General features: G+C 70.3%; 17 protein-coding genes. 4 read left to right on the plus strand and 13 right to left on the minus strand.

All coding sequences use genetic code 11. The features are described from left to right. Positions 1-360 precede the first annotated feature (360 nt). The 5 genes from ABD830_RS04005 to ABD830_RS04025 all read right to left on the minus strand — a co-directional run bounded on the left by ABD830_RS04005 (position 361) and on the right by ABD830_RS04025 (position 4499). On the minus strand, positions 361-933 hold the full coding sequence (locus tag ABD830_RS04005; protein ID WP_344984945.1) for a YwqG family protein: 573 nt from the start codon (positions 931-933) through the stop codon (positions 361-363). A 232-nt stretch (positions 934-1165) separates the two neighbouring features. Continuing rightward, the gene (locus ABD830_RS04010) at positions 1166-1741 is read right to left on the minus strand and encodes an RICIN domain-containing protein (protein ID WP_344984948.1); all 576 of its coding nucleotides are present in this window, start codon (positions 1739-1741) and stop codon (positions 1166-1168) included. A gap of 147 nt (positions 1742-1888) precedes the next feature. Further along, complete coding sequence (locus ABD830_RS04015) at positions 1889-2380, minus strand: DUF5946 family protein (RefSeq protein WP_344984950.1); 492 nt, start codon at positions 2378-2380, stop codon at positions 1889-1891. Positions 2381-2394: 14 nt separating this feature from the next. Continuing rightward, positions 2395-3201, minus strand: a complete 807-nt coding sequence (locus ABD830_RS04020) for a serine/threonine-protein kinase (protein WP_344984951.1) — start codon at positions 3199-3201, stop codon at positions 2395-2397. A gap of 56 nt (positions 3202-3257) precedes the next feature. Further along, entirely contained in the window at positions 3258-4499 is a 1242-nt protein-coding gene (locus tag ABD830_RS04025; protein WP_344984952.1) for an MFS transporter, read from the minus strand. A 68-nt stretch (positions 4500-4567) separates the two neighbouring features. Here ABD830_RS04025 and ABD830_RS04030 point away from each other — a divergent pair, with 68 nt between their 5' ends. Then, complete coding sequence (locus ABD830_RS04030) at positions 4568-5212, plus strand: ArsR/SmtB family transcription factor (protein ID WP_344984954.1); 645 nt, start codon at positions 4568-4570, stop codon at positions 5210-5212. On the opposite strand, the gene ABD830_RS04035 is transcribed toward ABD830_RS04030, so the two are convergent. Further along, on the minus strand, positions 5209-5832 hold the full coding sequence (locus ABD830_RS04035; protein WP_344984956.1) for a DJ-1/PfpI family protein: 624 nt from the start codon (positions 5830-5832) through the stop codon (positions 5209-5211). The two genes, ABD830_RS04030 and ABD830_RS04035, sit on opposite strands and share 4 nt — an antisense overlap. A gap of 2 nt (positions 5833-5834) precedes the next feature. Continuing rightward, positions 5835-6797, minus strand: a complete 963-nt coding sequence (locus ABD830_RS04040) for a GlxA family transcriptional regulator (protein ID WP_344984957.1) — start codon at positions 6795-6797, stop codon at positions 5835-5837. 139 nt (positions 6798-6936) lie between these two features. Here ABD830_RS04040 and ABD830_RS04045 point away from each other — a divergent pair, with 139 nt between their 5' ends. Further along, positions 6937-7632, plus strand: coding sequence for a poly-gamma-glutamate hydrolase family protein (locus tag ABD830_RS04045; protein ID WP_344984958.1), 696 nt, complete (start codon positions 6937-6939; stop codon positions 7630-7632). A gap of 59 nt (positions 7633-7691) precedes the next feature. Here the strand turns inward: ABD830_RS04045 and pruA are convergent, their stop codons facing one another. Both pruA and ABD830_RS04055 read right to left on the minus strand, forming a co-directional pair. Continuing rightward, entirely contained in the window at positions 7692-9317 is a 1626-nt protein-coding gene (pruA, locus tag ABD830_RS04050) for an L-glutamate gamma-semialdehyde dehydrogenase (protein ID WP_344984960.1), read from the minus strand. Continuing rightward, entirely contained in the window at positions 9317-10234 is a 918-nt protein-coding gene (locus ABD830_RS04055) for a proline dehydrogenase family protein (RefSeq protein ID WP_344984961.1), read from the minus strand. The genes pruA and ABD830_RS04055 overlap by 1 nt, the downstream gene beginning before the upstream one ends. Positions 10235-10309: 75 nt before the next feature. Between ABD830_RS04055 and ABD830_RS04060 the strand changes: the two genes are divergently transcribed. After that, a complete protein-coding gene (locus tag ABD830_RS04060) occupies positions 10310-11356 on the plus strand; it encodes a PucR family transcriptional regulator (protein WP_344984963.1) in 1047 nt (348 codons plus the stop codon). Here ABD830_RS04060 and ABD830_RS04065 read toward each other — a convergent pair. The 4 genes from ABD830_RS04065 to ABD830_RS04080 all read right to left on the minus strand — a co-directional run bounded on the left by ABD830_RS04065 (position 11334) and on the right by ABD830_RS04080 (position 15566). After that, the gene (locus ABD830_RS04065; protein ID WP_344984964.1) at positions 11334-12083 is read right to left on the minus strand and encodes a glycoside hydrolase family 16 protein; all 750 of its coding nucleotides are present in this window, start codon (positions 12081-12083) and stop codon (positions 11334-11336) included. The genes ABD830_RS04060 and ABD830_RS04065 overlap by 23 nt on opposite strands. Before the next feature lie 22 nt (positions 12084-12105). Continuing rightward, positions 12106-12396 carry a hypothetical protein gene (locus ABD830_RS04070; RefSeq protein WP_344984965.1) on the minus strand — a complete coding sequence of 97 codons (291 nt, stop codon included), beginning with the start codon at positions 12394-12396 and terminating at the stop codon, positions 12106-12108. Between the two features lie 109 nt (positions 12397-12505). After that, positions 12506-13609, minus strand: a complete 1104-nt coding sequence (locus ABD830_RS04075; RefSeq protein ID WP_344984966.1) for a glycosyltransferase — start codon at positions 13607-13609, stop codon at positions 12506-12508. 130 nt (positions 13610-13739) lie between these two features. Then, a complete protein-coding gene (locus ABD830_RS04080; protein WP_344987618.1) occupies positions 13740-15566 on the minus strand; it encodes a SpoIIE family protein phosphatase in 1827 nt (608 codons plus the stop codon). A 64-nt stretch (positions 15567-15630) separates the two neighbouring features. On the opposite strand from ABD830_RS04080, the gene ABD830_RS04085 reads away from it, so the two are divergent. Next, positions 15631-16350 carry an ANTAR domain-containing response regulator gene (locus ABD830_RS04085; protein WP_344984967.1) on the plus strand — a complete coding sequence of 240 codons (720 nt, stop codon included), beginning with the start codon at positions 15631-15633 and terminating at the stop codon, positions 16348-16350. The last annotated feature ends 24 nt before the right edge of the window (positions 16351-16374 follow it).

Here is a 16374-nt window from a genome sequence, read left to right on the forward strand (position 1 = left end):
TAGTGAACATCCTGCGTAATAACACGCTGGCGCTCGTGAAACTCGACGATGGGTCGCAGGAACTGCTTGGTGGAGTACGACGCTGGACCATCCACTGGGATGACCTGCTGGTGTTCATGGGGGACGCTGGGCGGGTGACCTTCAAAGACGGCTACCGGCTGGGGCTGTCTCGTCTCGTACGGGACGCCGTGCAGCATGCCGTACAAGACGGCAGCAGAAAGAGTCTCTGCGGGAAGCCAACACAGCCGCTGCCGATCTGCGGCTGGTCAATGCCATTCTCACCCCAGGCGACTCAGGCGTGCCCAGCCTGTGTCCACTTGGCGAAGAGGAAGCCCTCGGTTCCCAGGAGCTGAGGACCGGTTAGCACTGCCACAGGAAGCGGCCCTCCTGCTCGTCGGCGCTGAGGAAGCCGTAGCCCACCCCGCCGTCGCCGAACATCAAGGAGTAGTGCTCCCGCTCGGAGGAGCGGAGCTGGAAGAAGAACGCCCACGGACCGCCGGCCGGATACTCCTCGTACTGCAACCACGTCGGAGTGCCCAGGATGCGAGACCCCCACCAACGAGGGTCCACCTGCTCGGCCTCTTCCAGATCGACGAACGTCTCGCAGACGAGGCGTGGGCCGCACGCGGCATCGGTCGTCTCCACAAAGGACGGCACTCTGCCCGGCTGCACGATGAGCGCGTTCTCGCCGCCCTCAGGCAGGAACGACTCCTCGGATTCCTCGTCCATGAAAAGGTAGGCCATCCGGGTCGACCTGCCAGGCAGCCGGAACTGCCCGATGAACCCCATCGGACGCTCGTGCCGGTGGCAGAGCGGCCATTGCGGTTTCTCGAGCCAGACAGGCTGACCGCCGAGCTTGGTCCAGAATTCGTCGATCGCCTCTTCGGCCTCAGAGAAAATCATCTCGTACGTGTAACCATCGCCGTCGATCACCGAGGCATCCTACGGCGAGGCCGGAACCGGCCATGCCCGCCGCCATCGGCTTCCAGACCGGCCCCGCCGCGTAGTGCGTCAGATGGCCGCGTGGTAGGCGCCGGCGCGCATGCCGGCCGGCAGCCCCGCCGTCCGGCGGGTCCCCTGGCCGGCCTGCCGCTGGTGTGGTGGCGGCACGGCACCTACTGGCCCCTCGCTTCGAAGGGCTCCTGGTGCATCCAGGTCTGCCCGGTCAGGCCATCAGCAGCCAGCGATGATCGTCGTACCCGTCGTTCGCCCAGGACGGGTCGTAACAGCTGAAGACGGTGAGCGGAAGGTTGTCGGCCCGATCGGAACCTGTGCTCGCCCACCCGGCCACGTCCAGGCAGAGTCCGTTCTTGTAGTTGATGACCATCTGGTCGACGTGCGGCTCCACGACGTCACGCAGGTACCACTCCTGATTGTCGTCGGCCGGTGTGGAGGCGCAGTGATAGATGCTCAGCTGGGTCGCCGCCGGGGTGTAGCCGAACCCGGGCAGGTCGAGGCAGAGCGAGCTTTTCACGTTGAGAAACTCGTAGAGTTGCACGCCGTTGACGACCCGGGTCGGCCGCGGGATCCAGAGCTGGTTGTCGCCGTCGGAACTGTTGCACGAGAACTGGGTCACTGGCGTGCCTGCCGGGTTCGCACCCAAGTTCGGGAGGTCGGCGCACTTACCCGTCGATCGGTTGATCATGGCTATCGGGGAACCGGCGGCGTACGAGGCGGGTGTCGAGATGATCGACAGCGCCAGGAGCGTTCCGAGCACGAATCGGCTGAGCACCCTGAACATGGCATCTCCAGGTCGGGGAACGGCGACAGTCGCGCCTGAACCAACGATGTTCGCCACGAATCGTGTCGCCTTCGCGACGTGACCGGCCTGAGTATCCCCCTACTCATTTACCCGGCGTAGGCATCCGGTCCGGAGGCGTGTCGTCCATCAGCTCTGGACGAATCGCCAGGACTCCACTGTCGCCTGGGCAATGATCTCGATACGGCGCCCGTATGCCGGATGCCCATCAGACACGAAGCTGCCATCCCTGACCGGCAACCCGCAGAGCGTAGCGCGGAAGTGCCCGGGAGGTCCGCCCGGTGGAAGCGGCGCGTACTCCGCGAGTGGTGCCATGTCGTAGCTCGACCGCGCCCTGTGCTTGTTCCGCGCCACCTGATGAGCCGCCACGCGAAGCAGCGCGTCAAGGCCCTTGTCCATGAAGAGCTGCAACTGGCGGAACTGGCCGTCAAGGTACTTCTCATGGGCTCTGGAAGGATGCTGCAGGAGATACGCGCAGACCACAGGCGCGTGCCAGCTGTACATCTGAGGATCAGCCTGCTCCTCAGCCAGAATTCCGTGGTAGTAGTCCACGCACAGGCCCAGCGGGCCGGCAGTCGCACCGCAGTCGCACTGAAGCACCGCTCCCCCAAGCTCCCCCACCCGTGCGGTGTGGGTCAGATGGCCGCCTGGTAGGCGCTGGCGCGCATGCCGGCCAGCAGCCCCGCCGTCTGCTCAGGCGTGTAGCGCCGCACCGGGTCGTGGTGGAGCAACCCCTCGATCAGCGGCCGCATCACGCCGGCCCGCCGGGGCGGCGGGTAGGGGCCGCTGCGCGCCATCCCGAGCACCGTCGCCGCGTCCTGTCCGGGGTAGGGCGGCTGGCCCTCGACGGCGCTGTAGAGGGTGGCGCCGAAGGACCACATGTCGGCCTCCTTGCTGGCCGGCCCCCCGTGCAGCCGCTCGGGCGCCATGAAGGCGGGCGTGCCCCGCAGCCGCCGGGACGTCGTCATCCGGATGTCACCCTCGGCGGTCGCTATGCCGAAGTCGGTGAGCACCACCCGGTCGCCGGTCAGCATGACGTTGGCGGGCTTCACGTCGCGATGGAGCACCCCGGCCTTGTGCGCGGTGCGCAGCGCGGCGAGCAGGTGCTGGCCGATCGCGGCCACCGACTGGGCCGGTAATGTGCCCACCTGAGAGAGCAACTGGTGCAACGAGAGCCCGTCGAGGTACTCCATCACGATCCAGAGCTTGCCGCCCTCTTCGATCAGGTCGTGCACCGTGACGATGTTCGGGTGCGTCAGGCCGGCAGCCATCCTCGCCTCACGCAGCACCCGGCGGCGCACCATCTCGGCCTCACCGGCCAAGGTCAGCTCCTTGAGTGCCACCGTACGGTGGAGGAGCTGATCGAACGCACGCCAGACGACGCCCATACCCCCACGACCGGCCTCCTCGTTCAGGAGGTACCGTCCGCCGATCTCCCGCATACCATCCCCTCATGCTCGGGGATAATCATGTCACTTCAGCACCGGCCGTAGGGTGCCTAACGTGATCCGGATATGTCGGAAAGTGCGGGTGCGCTGGTCAACGGCCTAGAAATTCGATCAGACAAAGCGCGCCACACCAGTCCGACACCCACCAAACATACTCCAGTAGCGCCCACGAGGACGGCGCCAAGCCCCGCGAACTCGGCCACAACGCCCCCCAGAGCCGCCCCGAGCGGCATCCCGGCCATGCCGACGAGGCGGTATGCCGAATTGACACGGCCTAGCAGTTCGGCCGGGATCAGCCGCTGCCGGGTCGAGATCACCAGGACGTTGGCCGCCGCGCCCACCACACCCCACAGGACGGCGGTCGGGTAGAGCGTCCACGGCGACGGCACCACCACCGGCACCAGGAGCAGCAGGCTGCTGATCAGCCACGAGCCCACCAGCGTGCGGGCCTCCCCGAAGATCCCCGCGGCCCGCCCCGACAGCAGGGACCCGAGCACCGCCCCGGCGGCGAAGGCGGTCATCATCAGGCCGTACCCGCCGGGCTCCAGCCCGATCTGTGAGCCGTCGCCGACCACCCAGAGCACGAAGACGGCGAAGTAGGCGGCGTTGGCGAGGTTGAGCATCCCGGCTGTGACGGCCAGACTCCGCAGCACCCGGTGCGACCAGAGGTAGCGCAGCGCCTCGCCGATGTCCCGCCGCAGCGGCCTCCGCTCTCCGGCGTCGGGGTTCAGGCGGTACGTGCCGCGCATGCCCAGCAGCAGCAGGCCCGCGGCGCCGTACAGGATGGCCGGGGCGCCGAAGAGCGCGGCGGGGAGCGCCACCACGAGCAGGCCGGCGAGCGGGGCGCCGACGAAGTCGTTGCCGATCATCTGGGCGCTGGAGACGCGGCCGTTCGCCCTGGTGAGGTGGTCATCGGGCACGGTCATGGGCAGGATCGCCTGCGCCGAGGTGTCGGCGAAGACCTCGGCCACCCCGGCCACGAGCACGGCCGCCAGCAGCAGCCACAGGTCGAGCAGGCCCAGGAGCGCCAGCAGGCCCGCGAGCGCCAGGATCGCCGTACGGGCGGCGTTCGCCAGGACCATGATCCGGCGGCGGTCGGCGCGGTCGGCGATCGCCCCCGCGTGCAGCGCGAACAGCAGCCACGGCGCCGTCGCGGCGGCCCCGACCAGTGACACCAGGGTGGGAGAGCGCGTCATGGACACGGCCAGCAGTGGCGCCCCGACCTTCAGCACGCCGTCGGCCAGGTTCGACAGCGCGGTGGATGACCAGAGAAAACCGAACGAACGCCCCACTGCCGCACTCCGATAGTGTGTAAGAGAAAGTGTGCATAGATTCCTTTGCAAAGATAGGCTTGCACAGCATGCAGAGCAAGAGCTTTTCCGCACGGACGCTCGACGCCAACGCCCTGAAGTCCTTCGCCCACCCGCTCAGGCTGCGGATCTACGAGCTGCTGGACGAGCACGGCCCGTCCACGGCCACCGGGCTCGCCGCGCTGCTGGGCCAGAACACCGGCGCGACCAGCTACCACCTCAGAGAGCTGGCCAGGCACGACATGATCGAGGTGGTGCCGGGGATGGGGCGCGGCAAGGAGAAGTACTGGCGCATCGCGCCCGGGGGCTTCTCCTTCGGCGAGCCGGAGGAGGGCGACCCCGAGACGGCGAGCGCGCTGGAGGTCGTACTCGACGACATGGTGCGTCAGCGCGGCGCGGAGCTGGCCCGGTGGCGCGAGGAGGAGGCGACGGCACCCGAGGAGTGGGTGCAGGCGAGCGTCTTCGGGCGGCGGTCACTGCGGCTCACGCCGGAGGAGACGCGCGAGTTGCAGGATGAGGTGTTCGAGGTGCTGGAGAGGTACCGGGCACTGTCGGACCGCAGGGAGCGGGAGCCGGCCGCTCCCCGCGATCCGTCGATCGGGCACGTGGTCATCCACTTCGACGTGCTGCCTGTGGGAGTCGGCCGGGCGACCCCGCCCCCCCGCGAGGAAGCGCCCGGCGAGGCCATTCCCTAGGAGATGAGCTTGAGCGCGAGCTCGGGCAGCCCCTCCGGAGCCGTCTTCGGCGACCCGGAGTTGAACGGCGGGTGCGGGTCGTACTCGATGACCAGCTGCACGGCCTGCGCCGTCGTCGGGTCGGCGGCCTGGGCGAGCAGCGTCAGCGCCATGTCGATCCCCGCCGACACCCCCGCCGCGGTCACGACGTTGCCCTCGGTGACCACGCGCTCGCTCACCGGCTCGGCCCCGTACTGCCGCAGCGCTTCGAGGATGCCCCAGTGACTGGTCGCCTTCAGCCCCTCCAGCAGCCCGGCGGCCGCCAGCACCAAGGAGCCGCTGCACACCGAGGTGGTCCACCGGGCGTGCTCGTGGGCCTGCCGGATCCAGCCCAGCAGCGCCTCGTCGGCCATGGCCTCCATCGTCCCCGGGCCGCCCGGGACGACGATCACGTCAGGGCGGGGCACGTCCTCGTACGAGGCGGTGGCGATGAGGGTGAGCGTCCCCTGGTCGTCGGTCACGGGCCCGGGCTCGGCCGCGACGAACGTGACCGTCCAGCCGGGCGCGAAGGCCAGCACCGTGTACGGCCCGACCGCGTCGAGCGCGGTGAAACGCGGATAGAGCGGGATGGCCACATGCATGTCTATTTCTCCTTCGATCGGAACCTGCGACGGTGGTCGCCGGGTGAGATCCGCCAGTAGCGGCGGAAGACGCGGTAGAGGGTCTCCGGCGTGCCGAGCCCCGACTCTCTGGCCACCCTGTCCAGCGGATGGCCGGTGACCTCCAGGAGCCGCCTGGCGGCCTCGGCCCGGCTGCGCTCGACGTACCGGCCGGGTGACAGGCCCGTCTGCTCGGTGAAGACGCGGGAGAAGTGACGCTCGCTCATCCCGGCCCGCGCGGCGAGCGCGGGCACGCTCAGGTCGGCGGCGGGGTTCGCGTCGATGTACGCCTGGAGCTCCCTCAGCGGCTCGCTGCGCGGCGTCAGCGCCCGCATCGGCGTGCTGAACTGGCTCTGCCCGCCCGGCCTGTGCAGATACACCACGAGGCCCCGGGCGACGTCCCTGGCCAGCGCGTGGCCGTGGTCCCTGGCCACCAGCGCGAGCGCGAGGTCCACGCCGGACAGCACGCCCGCCGAGGTCCAGACGTTGCCGTCCTCGATGTAGAGCGGGTCGGCGTCCACCTCGACGCACTCGTAGCGGGCGTCCAGCTCGCCGGCGGCGAGCCAGTGCGTGGTGACCCGCCGGTGGTCCAGCAGCCCCGCCTCGGCCAGCAGGAAAGCGCCGTTGCAGACGGACGCGACCCGCCGGGCGCCGCCCGCCAGCCCCGCGATGTGCGCGACGAGCTCGCGGTCCGCCAGCCGCTCGGGCACGGACAGCCCGCCCGCCACCAGCAGCGTGTCGATCGGCCCGGCGACGTCGGCGAGCGCCGAGGCCGTGACGGTGACGCCGTTCCCCGCGGGCACGGCGCCGCCGCCCACCGCCGCCACCTCGACCCGGTAGCCGCCCCCGGACACCAGCAGGTCCGCGGTGGCGAACACATCGGCGGGACCGGCCATGTCGAGCAGCTGGAAGCCGGGGAAGACGACGATCAGAACCCGTCGCTGCATGCTTTCATGCTGGTCGCGGACCTTATGTGGCGTCAATGACACGAATATTGCACATTACGCCATCAGTGGTAGGTAGGACGGCTCCGACCGTTAGGCGGCATGATGGGGGCGGTCAAAGAAGATCGTCGAAAGGTGTTACGTGAAGAAGGTCCTGTCGGTCGCCGTCGCGAACTTACTCCTGATCGGCCTCGCCCCTGTCGCTCACGCCGAGTCCGCCCGGTCCGATGTCTACGCCGACTACGCCGACCTGTCCGCCCACGAGGTCGAGGGCAGGGACTACCGCCGCGTCCAGCGCGTCCCCAGCGGCGCGAAGGTGGCGCACATCGCCATCCACGGCGGCGCCATCGAAGCGCCGACGTCGCAGCTCGCCGACGCGGCCGCGGGCAGCAAGTACGCCTTCTACGCGTTTGAAGGCATCAAGGACTCCGGCAACACCGCCCTGCACATCACCGCCACGCACTTCGACGAGCCCAAGGCGCTCAACGTGGTGGCGGGCGTCGACTACACCGTCTCCTGGCACGCCGCGTCGGGCTCCGGGGCCACCACCTACGTCGGCGGACGGGACACGAAGCTGATCAAAAAGGTGAAGTCCGAGCTGCGCGCCGCCGGATTCGCCATCTCGGCGTCCGTGCCCGAGGAGATCGGCGGTGACAGCCCCAGCAACATCGCGAACAAGAACCGCAGGGGCATGGGCGTGCAGTTGGAGATCAGCCGGGGCCAGCGGGAGCGGTTCTTCGACGGAGGGAAGCTGAACCGCGCCTGGATCGAGGACCCGGCCAACCGCACGAAGGCCTTCTACAGGTACGTGGCGGCCGTCAACCGTGCGCTCGGCTGAAAAAGCCGTGAGCCCCCGGGGCAGGACCGGGGGCTCACGGCGCGACATGGGCTGAAATATCAGCCCATGTGCGGGTAACGGTGGTCGGTCGGCGGCACGAACGTCTCCTTGATCGTGCGGGCGTTCACCCAGCGGATCAGGTTGAAGATCGAGCCGGCCTTGTCGTTGGTGCCCGAGGCGCGGGCACCGCCGAACGGCTGCTGGCCCACGACCGCGCCCGTCGGCTTGTCGTTGACGTAGAAGTTGCCCGCCGCGAAGCGCAGCCGGTCGGACGCGGACGCGATGGCGTACCGGTCCTGGGCGATGATCGAGCCGGTCAGCGCGTACGGCGCGATGCCCTCCATCTGGTCGAGCACCGCGTCGAAGTCGCGGTCCTCGTAGACGTGCACGCCCAGGATGGGCCCGAAGTACTCCTTGACGAAGATCTCGTCGGTCGGGTCGGCGCACTCCAGGACGGTCGGCTTCACGAAATATCCGACGCTGTCGTCGTACGAGCCGGTGAGGACGTCGATGTTCGCGGCCGCCCGCGCCCGGTCGATGGCCTCCTTGTGCTTGGCGAACGCCCGGGCGTCGATGACCCCGCCCATGAACGTCGACAGGTCGCCCGACACGTCGCCCACGCTCAGCGACTCGGCCACCGAGACGAAGTCGTCACGCATCCGGCTCCAGACCGAGCGCGGCACGTACGCCCGCGAGGCCGCCGAGCACTTCTGCCCCTGGTACTCGAACGCGCCCCTGATCAGCGCCGTCGAGAGCACGGCGGGGTCGGCGGACGGGTGGGCCAGCACGAAGTCCTTGCCGCCGGTCTCGCCGACGAGGCGCGGGTAGCCGTGGTAGGAGGCGATGTTCCGGCCGACGGTGCTCCACAGGTGCTGGAACGTCGCCGTGGAGCCGGTGAAGTGGATCCCCGCCAGGGCCGGGTGGCCGAGCGCCACCTCGGAGACGGCCTGACCGTTGCCGGTGACCATGTTGATCACGCCGGGCGGCAGCCCGGCCGCCTCCAGCAGCCGCATGGTGAAGTGCGCGGCGAACTGCTGGGTGGGCGACGGCTTCCAGACGACGACATTCCCCATCAAAGCAGCAGAAGTCGGCAAATTTCCGGCGATGGCGGTGAAGTTGAACGGCGTGATGGCCAGCACGAAGCCCTCGAGCGGCCGGTACTCCATCCTGTTCCACACGCCGGGCGACGAGATCGGCTGGTCGGCGTAGAGCTGGCGCGCGTACGCCACGTTGAACCGCAGGAAGTCGATCAGCTCACAGGCCGAGTCGATCTCCGCCTGCTGCGCCGACTTCGACTGCCCCAGGACGGTCGCCGCGTTGAGCGTCGCCCGCCACGGCCCGGCCAGCAGGTCGGCGGCCTTCAGGAAGATCGCCGCCCGCTCGTCGAAGGACAGCGCCCGCCACGCGGGGGCCGCCCGCAGCGCGGCGTCGACGGCGTCCTGCACGTCCTGGGCCGTAGCGTCGTTGGTACGGCCCAGAACGGAGGCATGGTTGTGCGGCTGCACCACATCGATGGGGGTGCCGCCGCCGAGGCGCTGTTCGCCGTCGATGGTCATGGTCAGGTCGAGCGACGACCCGGCCAGTTCCTTGATGCGGTCTTCCAGCGCGGACCGCTCGGCGCTGCCCGGCGCGTACCCGTAGATACGCTCGTTGGCCGGAACGGGGACGTTGCTGATGGCATCCATTACTTACCCCCCAGGGCACGAAGGAAGAAGGCGACGTTGGCGGGCCGCTCGGCCAGGCGGCGCATGAAGTAGCCGTACCAGTCGTCGCCGTAGGGGACGTAGACGCGGACCGTGTGGCCGGCCCCTGCGAGGGACTCCTGCAGGTCGGTCCGGATTCCGTAGAGCATCTGGAACTCGTGGTCGCCGATCGTCCGCCCGAACCGGTCGGCGAGCAGCTCCGTGATCGCGATCATGCGATCGTCGTGCGTCGCCACCATGGGGTACCCCTTCCCCGCCATGAGGATCCGCAGGCATCGCACGTACGCCTTGTCCACGGCGCTCCTGCCCTGGTGGGCCACGGCGGCGGGCTCGCGGTATGCCCCCTTGACCAGGCGCACCCTGGAGCCCTCCGCGGCCAGGTCGCGGCAGTCGTCCTCGCTGCGGAACAGGTACGCCTGGATCGCCACGCCCGTCGACGGGTAGTCCTCGCGCAGCTTGCGCAGGATGCCCAGCGTCGAGTCGACGGTGGTGTGGTCCTCCATGTCGAGCGTGACGGTCGAGCCGTTCATCGCGGCGGCCGCGCAGATCTCGCGGGCGTGCTCCAGCGCCATCGCGTCGTCGAGCCGCTGCCCGACGGCCGACAGCTTCACCGACACCTCGCCCCGGGTCTCGAGCTCGAGCGGCCCCAGGGCCTGGAGCAGCGTGAGGTAGGCGTCCGTGACGGCCTCGGCGGCGCGCGCGTCGCGCGTCTCCTCGCCGAGGTGGTCGACGGTGACGGCCAGCTTCGCATCGCGCAGCCGCTCGATGGCGTCGCGGGCCTCATCGACGGTTTCGCCCGCGACGAACCGGTCGACGACCTTCCTGGTGAGCGGGAAGCCCGACACGGCACGGCGTACGACGCCGCTCCCTGACGCGGCGAGGAGCACTTGACCCAGCATGCTCCAAGTGTAAAAACGCAGCTCAAAGGGGGCCATCGACGTGCGTAACGCCGCGTGTGGGAGGCTGTCATACAAATGCACAACACGGCAGACCTACAAGAGATCGTCGACGAGATCGCCTCCCGGCTGGGGGCCTCCGTGACGCTGGAGGACCGCTCATTCCGGCTGCTGGCCTACGGGGCGCAGCACGGCGACATCGACACCGTCCGCCAGGAGTCGATCCTGCGCAGGCGCGCCACCGGCGAGGTACGCGACTACTTCGAGCGCTACGGCATCGCCAGGGCCACCGGCCCGGTCCGGATCCCCGCGGACGCCGAGCTGGGCGTCCTCGCCAGGGTGTGCTGGCCGCTGCGCCACGGCGACGTCACCTACGGCTACCTGTGGCTGCTCGACTCGGGCTCGCTCACGGCCCTCGACTCGGTCGCGCCGCTGGTGGCCAGGGCCGCCGCCGAGCTCGCCCAGGAGGCCAGGAGCAGGCAGGATCTCGGCCGGGGACTGCTGGCCCTGTTCTCGGCCGACCCGGCGGAGCGCGCGAGCGCGTCCATCGAGGTGCCGGGCCCGGTCGCGGCGGTCGCCGTACGCGAGTCGGCCGAGCGCGTCGCCACCTTGTGGACGCTCCCGCGCGGCGTCCTGGCCCGCACCGGCTCGCCCGTCGCCCTGCTCACCCCGGCCCACCTCGCGGGCGAGGTCGCGCAGACCCTCCAGAGCGCGTACGGCACCGCCGCCGGGATCGGCGCGCCGAGGCCCGACCCGGCCGACGCCTGGCTGAGCTGGCGCGAGGCCCGCCACGCGCTGCGCATCGCCGAGCACTTCCCCCGGTACGCCCCCATCGCCCGCTGGGAGGACCTGGGCGTGCACCGGCTGCTGGCCAGGCTCGCCCGGCAGGACCTGCGCGAGCTGGCGGCCGAGATCGCCGCCCTGGACGCCGAGCTGGCCGAGACCGTGGAGGTCTATCTCGACCACGGCGGCCACGCCCAGAAGGTGGCCGCCGAGCTCGGCATCCACCGCCAGACGCTCTACTACCGGCTGGGCAAGGCCGAGCGCCTCACGCACAGGGACCTGTCGGACGGCGACGACCGGCTGGCCGTGCACCTGGGTCTCAAGGCCGCCCGGCTGCTGTAGGGGCCCCCGTGGGAGCTCGGTAGACCCTGACCCAGTCCACGTACATCGACACGGTCTCCGGCGTGCCGGCGTCGCGGCACCGCGGCTCGCACACGACGTCGTTCTGCAGCGCGAGCCCCATCGCGCGGCCCCGGGGCACCTGCGCGCCCCGGTAGTCCCAGAGCCTCCGGCCGTCCAGCCAGAACGTCAGCCGCCCCGGCAGCCAGTCCATCGCCACCGTGTGCCATCTGGTGAAATCGGCCCGCAGCTGCCGCTGCGCCCGCTCGTGCCCGCCGTGCACGAAGATCCCGCCGCCCTGCCGCTCGGGGTCCACGATCTCGGCGAAGTCCACCTCGGCGTAGTCGTCGCCCGCCCCCTGCTCGGTCGGCCACAGCAGCGCCACGGGGGTGTACCCGGCCCCCGCCTCGGCCCTGAACCTGACCTCCCACCTGCCGTACTGCTGTGCGAGCCGGGTGGCCACCCCGCCCGACAGGTCCTTGCCGCCGTACATGCCGCCCTTGAGGCGCAGCATGCCGTTCGCGACCGTCGCCGCCCTCCCGGTACGGGGGTTCCGCCGGGCCTGCGGGGAGTGGTAGATCATCCACTTGGCGGTGTCGATCGTGACGCCGTCGAAGTTCTCCACGAGGACCGGGGCGCCCCAGCCCGCCGCCTGGGCCCGCGCGGGCTGGGGAAGCACGGCGACACCCAGCAGCGTCACCGTGACCAGGATCTGACTGCGTGTAGTCATGGGGTCAATGGAAGCAAAAATGTCACTCCGGTAACGGGTCTTCGGAGAAAACCTCCACCTGGCCGGACACGCCGAACCAGGTGGCCTCCCCGCGGGCCGCCAGGTAGGCGTCCACGCCGCGCTGGAGGCTGGCGTGCTCCCAGCTCCTGAAGTTCTGGCTGACGCAGACCAGGTCCTTGGTCTCGCGGCCCAGATGCCCGGTCACCCTGGCGACCAGCTCGGGGACGGGTCTGGACTCGTCGATCAAGGAGTGGGCGTCGTTGAGGAGCCGCTGGAGTGCGCGTGACAGTGATCGTGCCTCATCGATCTCCATGGAGCCCAGACCGGCAGACGGAAGAGCGCCCTGGCATGGTGCCGGCAGGCGGCTCCTGCCGCCTGCCGGAAGGGTTGACGTTCTTCAGTCGCGGGTCGGGTGCCGGGCCTCAGGCGCAGGCCGACTCGTAGACCCGGACGAGCTCCTGGCTCACGCGCTCCCAGGAGTAGCGTGAGCGCGCCCGGTCGGCCCCCGCGTAGCCGAGGGCGGTGCGCAGGGTGGGGTCCGTCAGCAGCTCACGGGCCAGCCGGGCGGTGCGGGCCGGGCGGTCCGGCGGCACCAGCAGCCCGGTGACGCCGTCGATGATGGAGTCGAGGTGCGCGCCGACGGCCGAGGCGATCACCGGTACGCCGCAGGCCATCGCCTCCAGCGCGACGATCCCCGTCGCGGCCTCGCGCGGCACCGACACCACGGCGTCCGCGCTGCGCATCAGCTTCGGTACGGAGGTCCGCTTGACCTGGCCGAGCAGCGTCACCTGGCCGGCGACGCCGAGCTGTTCGGCCAGGGCGCGCAGCCGGCGGGCATCCCTGTCGTTCTCGAGATCCTCGGGCTCCGGCCCGCCCGCGATGACCAGCTCGACGTCGCCCAGTCCCTGCAGCGCCCGCACGATGGTGTGCGCGCCGCGGTCCGGCGAGAGGGGGCCGACGTGCAGCAGCCGCTTGCGCGCGCCCCGCGTGGCCACGGCGCCGCGGCGCTGGAAACGCTCGGTGTCGACGCCGTACGGGACGACGGCGATGTTGGAGCGTGGCACGCCGAGCCTGATCAGGGCCGACTCCTCGTCGCCCGAGCCGGCGATGACCGCGTTGGCCCGGCGGCCGAGCGCCCGTTCCAGGTCCATGTGCAAGGGGTCAACGGTGTGGAACGTCTGCGTGACCGGCACTCCCAGGTCCTTGGCGCCCGCCACGGCGGCCAGCCCGCCCGTCCACGAGTGCGCGTGGATCACGTCGGGCCGGTCCTGGCTCCATCGCTTCATCAGGTGTTCGCCGACGTCGTTCAGGAACGGCGCCATCTCGTCGTCCGCCAGCTCCGTCGCGGGGCCCACGTCGATCTGCTCCAGCGTGACCCCCGGGGCCACCCGCGTCTTGGGCTTGCCCTCGGCGTTGTCACGGCGGGAGTAGATGGTGACATGGTGCCCGCGACCCAGCTCGCGTGCGACGGAAAGAATGTGGTGACGCCGGGCGTCTCCGGCAGTGGCGACGATAGCGATATTCATGGCACACCTCAGCGTGAAAAAAGCTTGAAAGGTGTGCCTGCGTCTTAGGCACGTCTATCTACGATTCCGACCATACCCAGGTTTGAGCCGATCGCAAACCCCTGCAGATCAGTAATCGTAACGACGCAGGTCAGACGCCTCGCAGCGCGAGGATCACGATCTCGTCCCACACCTGGCCGCCCGAGAACGCGTGCCGGTCCGCCTCCACGGTCTTGACCACGGTGGCGGGCGACTGCCCCGCGCACCGGCCGAGCACGTCGGCCAGGCGCTCCTCGCCGTACGGCTCGCCGCGCTCGTTCCTGGACGAGATGAGCCCCTCCGAGTACAGCACCAGGGTCTCGCCCGCGGCGAGAATCAGCCGCTCGACGCCGGTCTCCGCCTCGGGCGCGATGCCCAGCGGCACGCCGCCGCCTGCGGCGAAGCGCACGCCGCCGTCGGCCTGCAGCAGCGCGGCGGGGTGGTGCCCGGCCGACGACAGCCTGATCTCGCGCCCCTTCACGAAGCCGGCGACGGCCATCACGAACATGCCGGTGCCCTGCGCGACCAGGGCCTGGTTGACCTTGCGCATGACGAGGTCGGGCTCGGGCTCCCAGACGCTGAGCACCCGCAGCCCGCCGCGCACCATCGCGCTGACCGACGCGGCCTCCTCACCCTTGCCGGCGGCGCCGCCCAGCGCGAACCCCCACCCGGTCGACACGGGGAAGACGTCGTAGAACTCGGCCCCCACGGACGAGCCCGGGTGGTAGACGGCCGCCGCCTCGTAGCCGGGCACGTCGGGCAGCTTGCGCGGCGCCACGCTCGCCGAGAGCGCGTCCGCGGCCCTCGACCGGCTCTGGAAGCTGCTCTGGGCGCGTACCGCCAGGCCGAGCTGCAGCCCGACCTCCTGCATGACGGCCAGATCGGCCAGCGTGAACGGCTGCTTGTCGTGCGCGCGCACCAGCGTGAGCACGCCGTCGGCGGAGCCGATCGGCACGGAGAGCATCGAGCCCGCGCCCATCGCCGTCAGCAGCGGCCCGTCCGCGCAGAACCCGAGCAGCGTCTCGTCGTCCACCATCTCCTGGACCACGCCGGAGCGGCGCTCCAGCACCTGCATCACGGCCTGGCTGCTCGCCGGGTCGGCGGACTCCACCTGTCGTACGAGCTCGCCCAGCGGCTGGTTCTTCGGCGCGACCACGACGGAGCGGTGCGGCATCCCGTCACGGACCATGTCGGCGATCACCCAGTCCGCCCACTGGGCCCCCAGCAGCCGCGTCGCCCTCGGCAGCGCCACCGGGCGCAGCAGCGCCTCCTCGTCGAGGAGCAGGTTGGCCATCTTGACCAGTAGATCCTGCCGCTTGGCCGCCGCCAGCAGCAGCGCGCCGTCGGAATGCTCGACCCGCCGCGCGCCCGCCTCGGGCAGCTGCACCTCGATCGGCAGCGCCACCGCCGCCACCATCTGCTGCGGCTCCCCCGGCATGGTCAGCCGGGTCAGCGCCACCCGTACGACGTGCGTACGCCCCTGGTGCGCCAGCCGGGTCTCGAACGCCGACGGCTGCCCGGTCTGCAGCACCGCCGTCAGATGAGATCTGAACGCCGCCCGACGCGACACGTCCACCAGCAGCGGGAACGACCGGCCCACCAGGTAGCCGTCGGGGCTGCCGAGCACCCGGGAGGTCTCGGGATTGATCCGCCTGACCACGCCGCCGCTGTCGAGCACGATGACGGGCACGGGGAAGGCCCGGAAGACCTGGCGCAGCAGCTTCAGCTCCCGCTGCGTGCCGTCCTTCTTGCCACCCTGCCGTTTGGGCGCCTTCTGCAGTGCCTCCCGGGCCTCCGCCAGCAGTTCGGCGGCAGTGTCGAGCTCGGCGAGGGCAGCGTCGAGCGTGGGCGCGAGGTCGGCGGGGTAGGCCGTCCTCGCCTCACGCAACGACGCCACGCGCCCGGCCAGAGCGTCCAGCGCTTGTTCGAGGTCCGGCATGGTCACCCTCTGACGCTACGTCACATGGGATATCGGTAGCCATATCGGGTAGGGCCTTCTTGCTATGGAATCAATCGCGATGATCACCCCGGGTCTCGCCCGTAACCTTGCCGCGCTGGGCCGGCTGGGCGAGGACAATTCAACAGAAAGCGTGCTGCGCGGCCTCACGGCGGCGCTGGCCGACGGCGTTCCGGGCTGCTCGGGAGCCTCGGCCGAACACTGGCGCGACCACCGGGTGGTGGTTTCCGGCTCGCACAGCGAGCTCATCCTGCTCGTCGAAGGCGAGCGCGTGCTCGGCGAGGGCCCGTCCATCGAGGCCAGGCAGAGCGGCGGGCGCGCCAGCGTCACCGACGTGCTCACCGAGAGCCGCTGGCCCCGCTACGACGCGCTGGCGACCCGGTGCGGCGTACGCTCCGTGCTCGTCGTCCCCATCGACGTGGCGCCCGCACTGCTGCTGGTCGGCCTCTATTCGGTACGCCCCGGGGCGTTCTCCCCGCAGGGCGCCCACTCGCTGGCCGAGATGCTGACCGAACAGGTCGGGGTGGCGATGGCGAACATGTGGGAGTTCGAGGAGGTGCGCACCGACGCCGCCCAGCTCCAGGAGGCCCTCGCCGGGCGGTCGGTGATCGACCAGGCCAAGGGCATCATCATGCAGACCAGCGGATGCACCGCCGAGGCCGCGTTCGAGGAGCTGCGCAGGATCTCCCAGCACCACCAGGTCAAGGTGGCCGACCTGGCCAGGCTCCTGGTCGACGAGCACCAGCGCAAGTCGAAGCGCTCTTAGGCGCTCTGGGCGCTCTTGGGCCTG

Origin of the sequence: Nonomuraea helvata (genome assembly GCF_039535785.1) — a bacterium.
GTDB classification, from domain to species: domain Bacteria; phylum Actinomycetota; class Actinomycetes; order Streptosporangiales; family Streptosporangiaceae; genus Nonomuraea; species Nonomuraea helvata.

Bases quoted from the DNA above. Each gene is read 5' to 3' on its own strand.
- ABD830_RS04010 (WP_344984948.1), bottom strand. From the start codon at position 1,741: ATGTTCAGGGTGCTCAGCCGATTCGTGCTCGGAACGCTCCTGGCGCTG.
- ABD830_RS04020 (WP_344984951.1), bottom strand. From the start codon at position 3,201: ATGCGGGAGATCGGCGGACGGTACCTCCTGAACGAGGAGGCCGGTCGT.
- ABD830_RS04030 (WP_344984954.1), top strand. From the start codon at position 4,568: ATGCAGAGCAAGAGCTTTTCCGCACGGACGCTCGACGCCAACGCCCTG.
- ABD830_RS04035 (WP_344984956.1), bottom strand. From the start codon at position 5,832: ATGCATGTGGCCATCCCGCTCTATCCGCGTTTCACCGCGCTCGACGCG.
- ABD830_RS04040 (WP_344984957.1), bottom strand. From the start codon at position 6,797: ATGCAGCGACGGGTTCTGATCGTCGTCTTCCCCGGCTTCCAGCTGCTC.
- pruA (WP_344984960.1), bottom strand. From the start codon at position 9,317: ATGGATGCCATCAGCAACGTCCCCGTTCCGGCCAACGAGCGTATCTAC.
- ABD830_RS04055 (WP_344984961.1), bottom strand. From the start codon at position 10,234: ATGCTGGGTCAAGTGCTCCTCGCCGCGTCAGGGAGCGGCGTCGTACGC.
- ABD830_RS04060 (WP_344984963.1), top strand. From the start codon at position 10,310: ATGCACAACACGGCAGACCTACAAGAGATCGTCGACGAGATCGCCTCC.
- ABD830_RS04065 (WP_344984964.1), bottom strand. From the start codon at position 12,083: ATGACTACACGCAGTCAGATCCTGGTCACGGTGACGCTGCTGGGTGTC.
- ABD830_RS04070 (WP_344984965.1), bottom strand. From the start codon at position 12,396: ATGGAGATCGATGAGGCACGATCACTGTCACGCGCACTCCAGCGGCTC.
- ABD830_RS04075 (WP_344984966.1), bottom strand. From the start codon at position 13,609: ATGAATATCGCTATCGTCGCCACTGCCGGAGACGCCCGGCGTCACCAC.
- ABD830_RS04080 (WP_344987618.1), bottom strand. From the start codon at position 15,566: ATGCCGGACCTCGAACAAGCGCTGGACGCTCTGGCCGGGCGCGTGGCG.
- ABD830_RS04085 (WP_344984967.1), top strand. From the start codon at position 15,631: ATGGAATCAATCGCGATGATCACCCCGGGTCTCGCCCGTAACCTTGCC.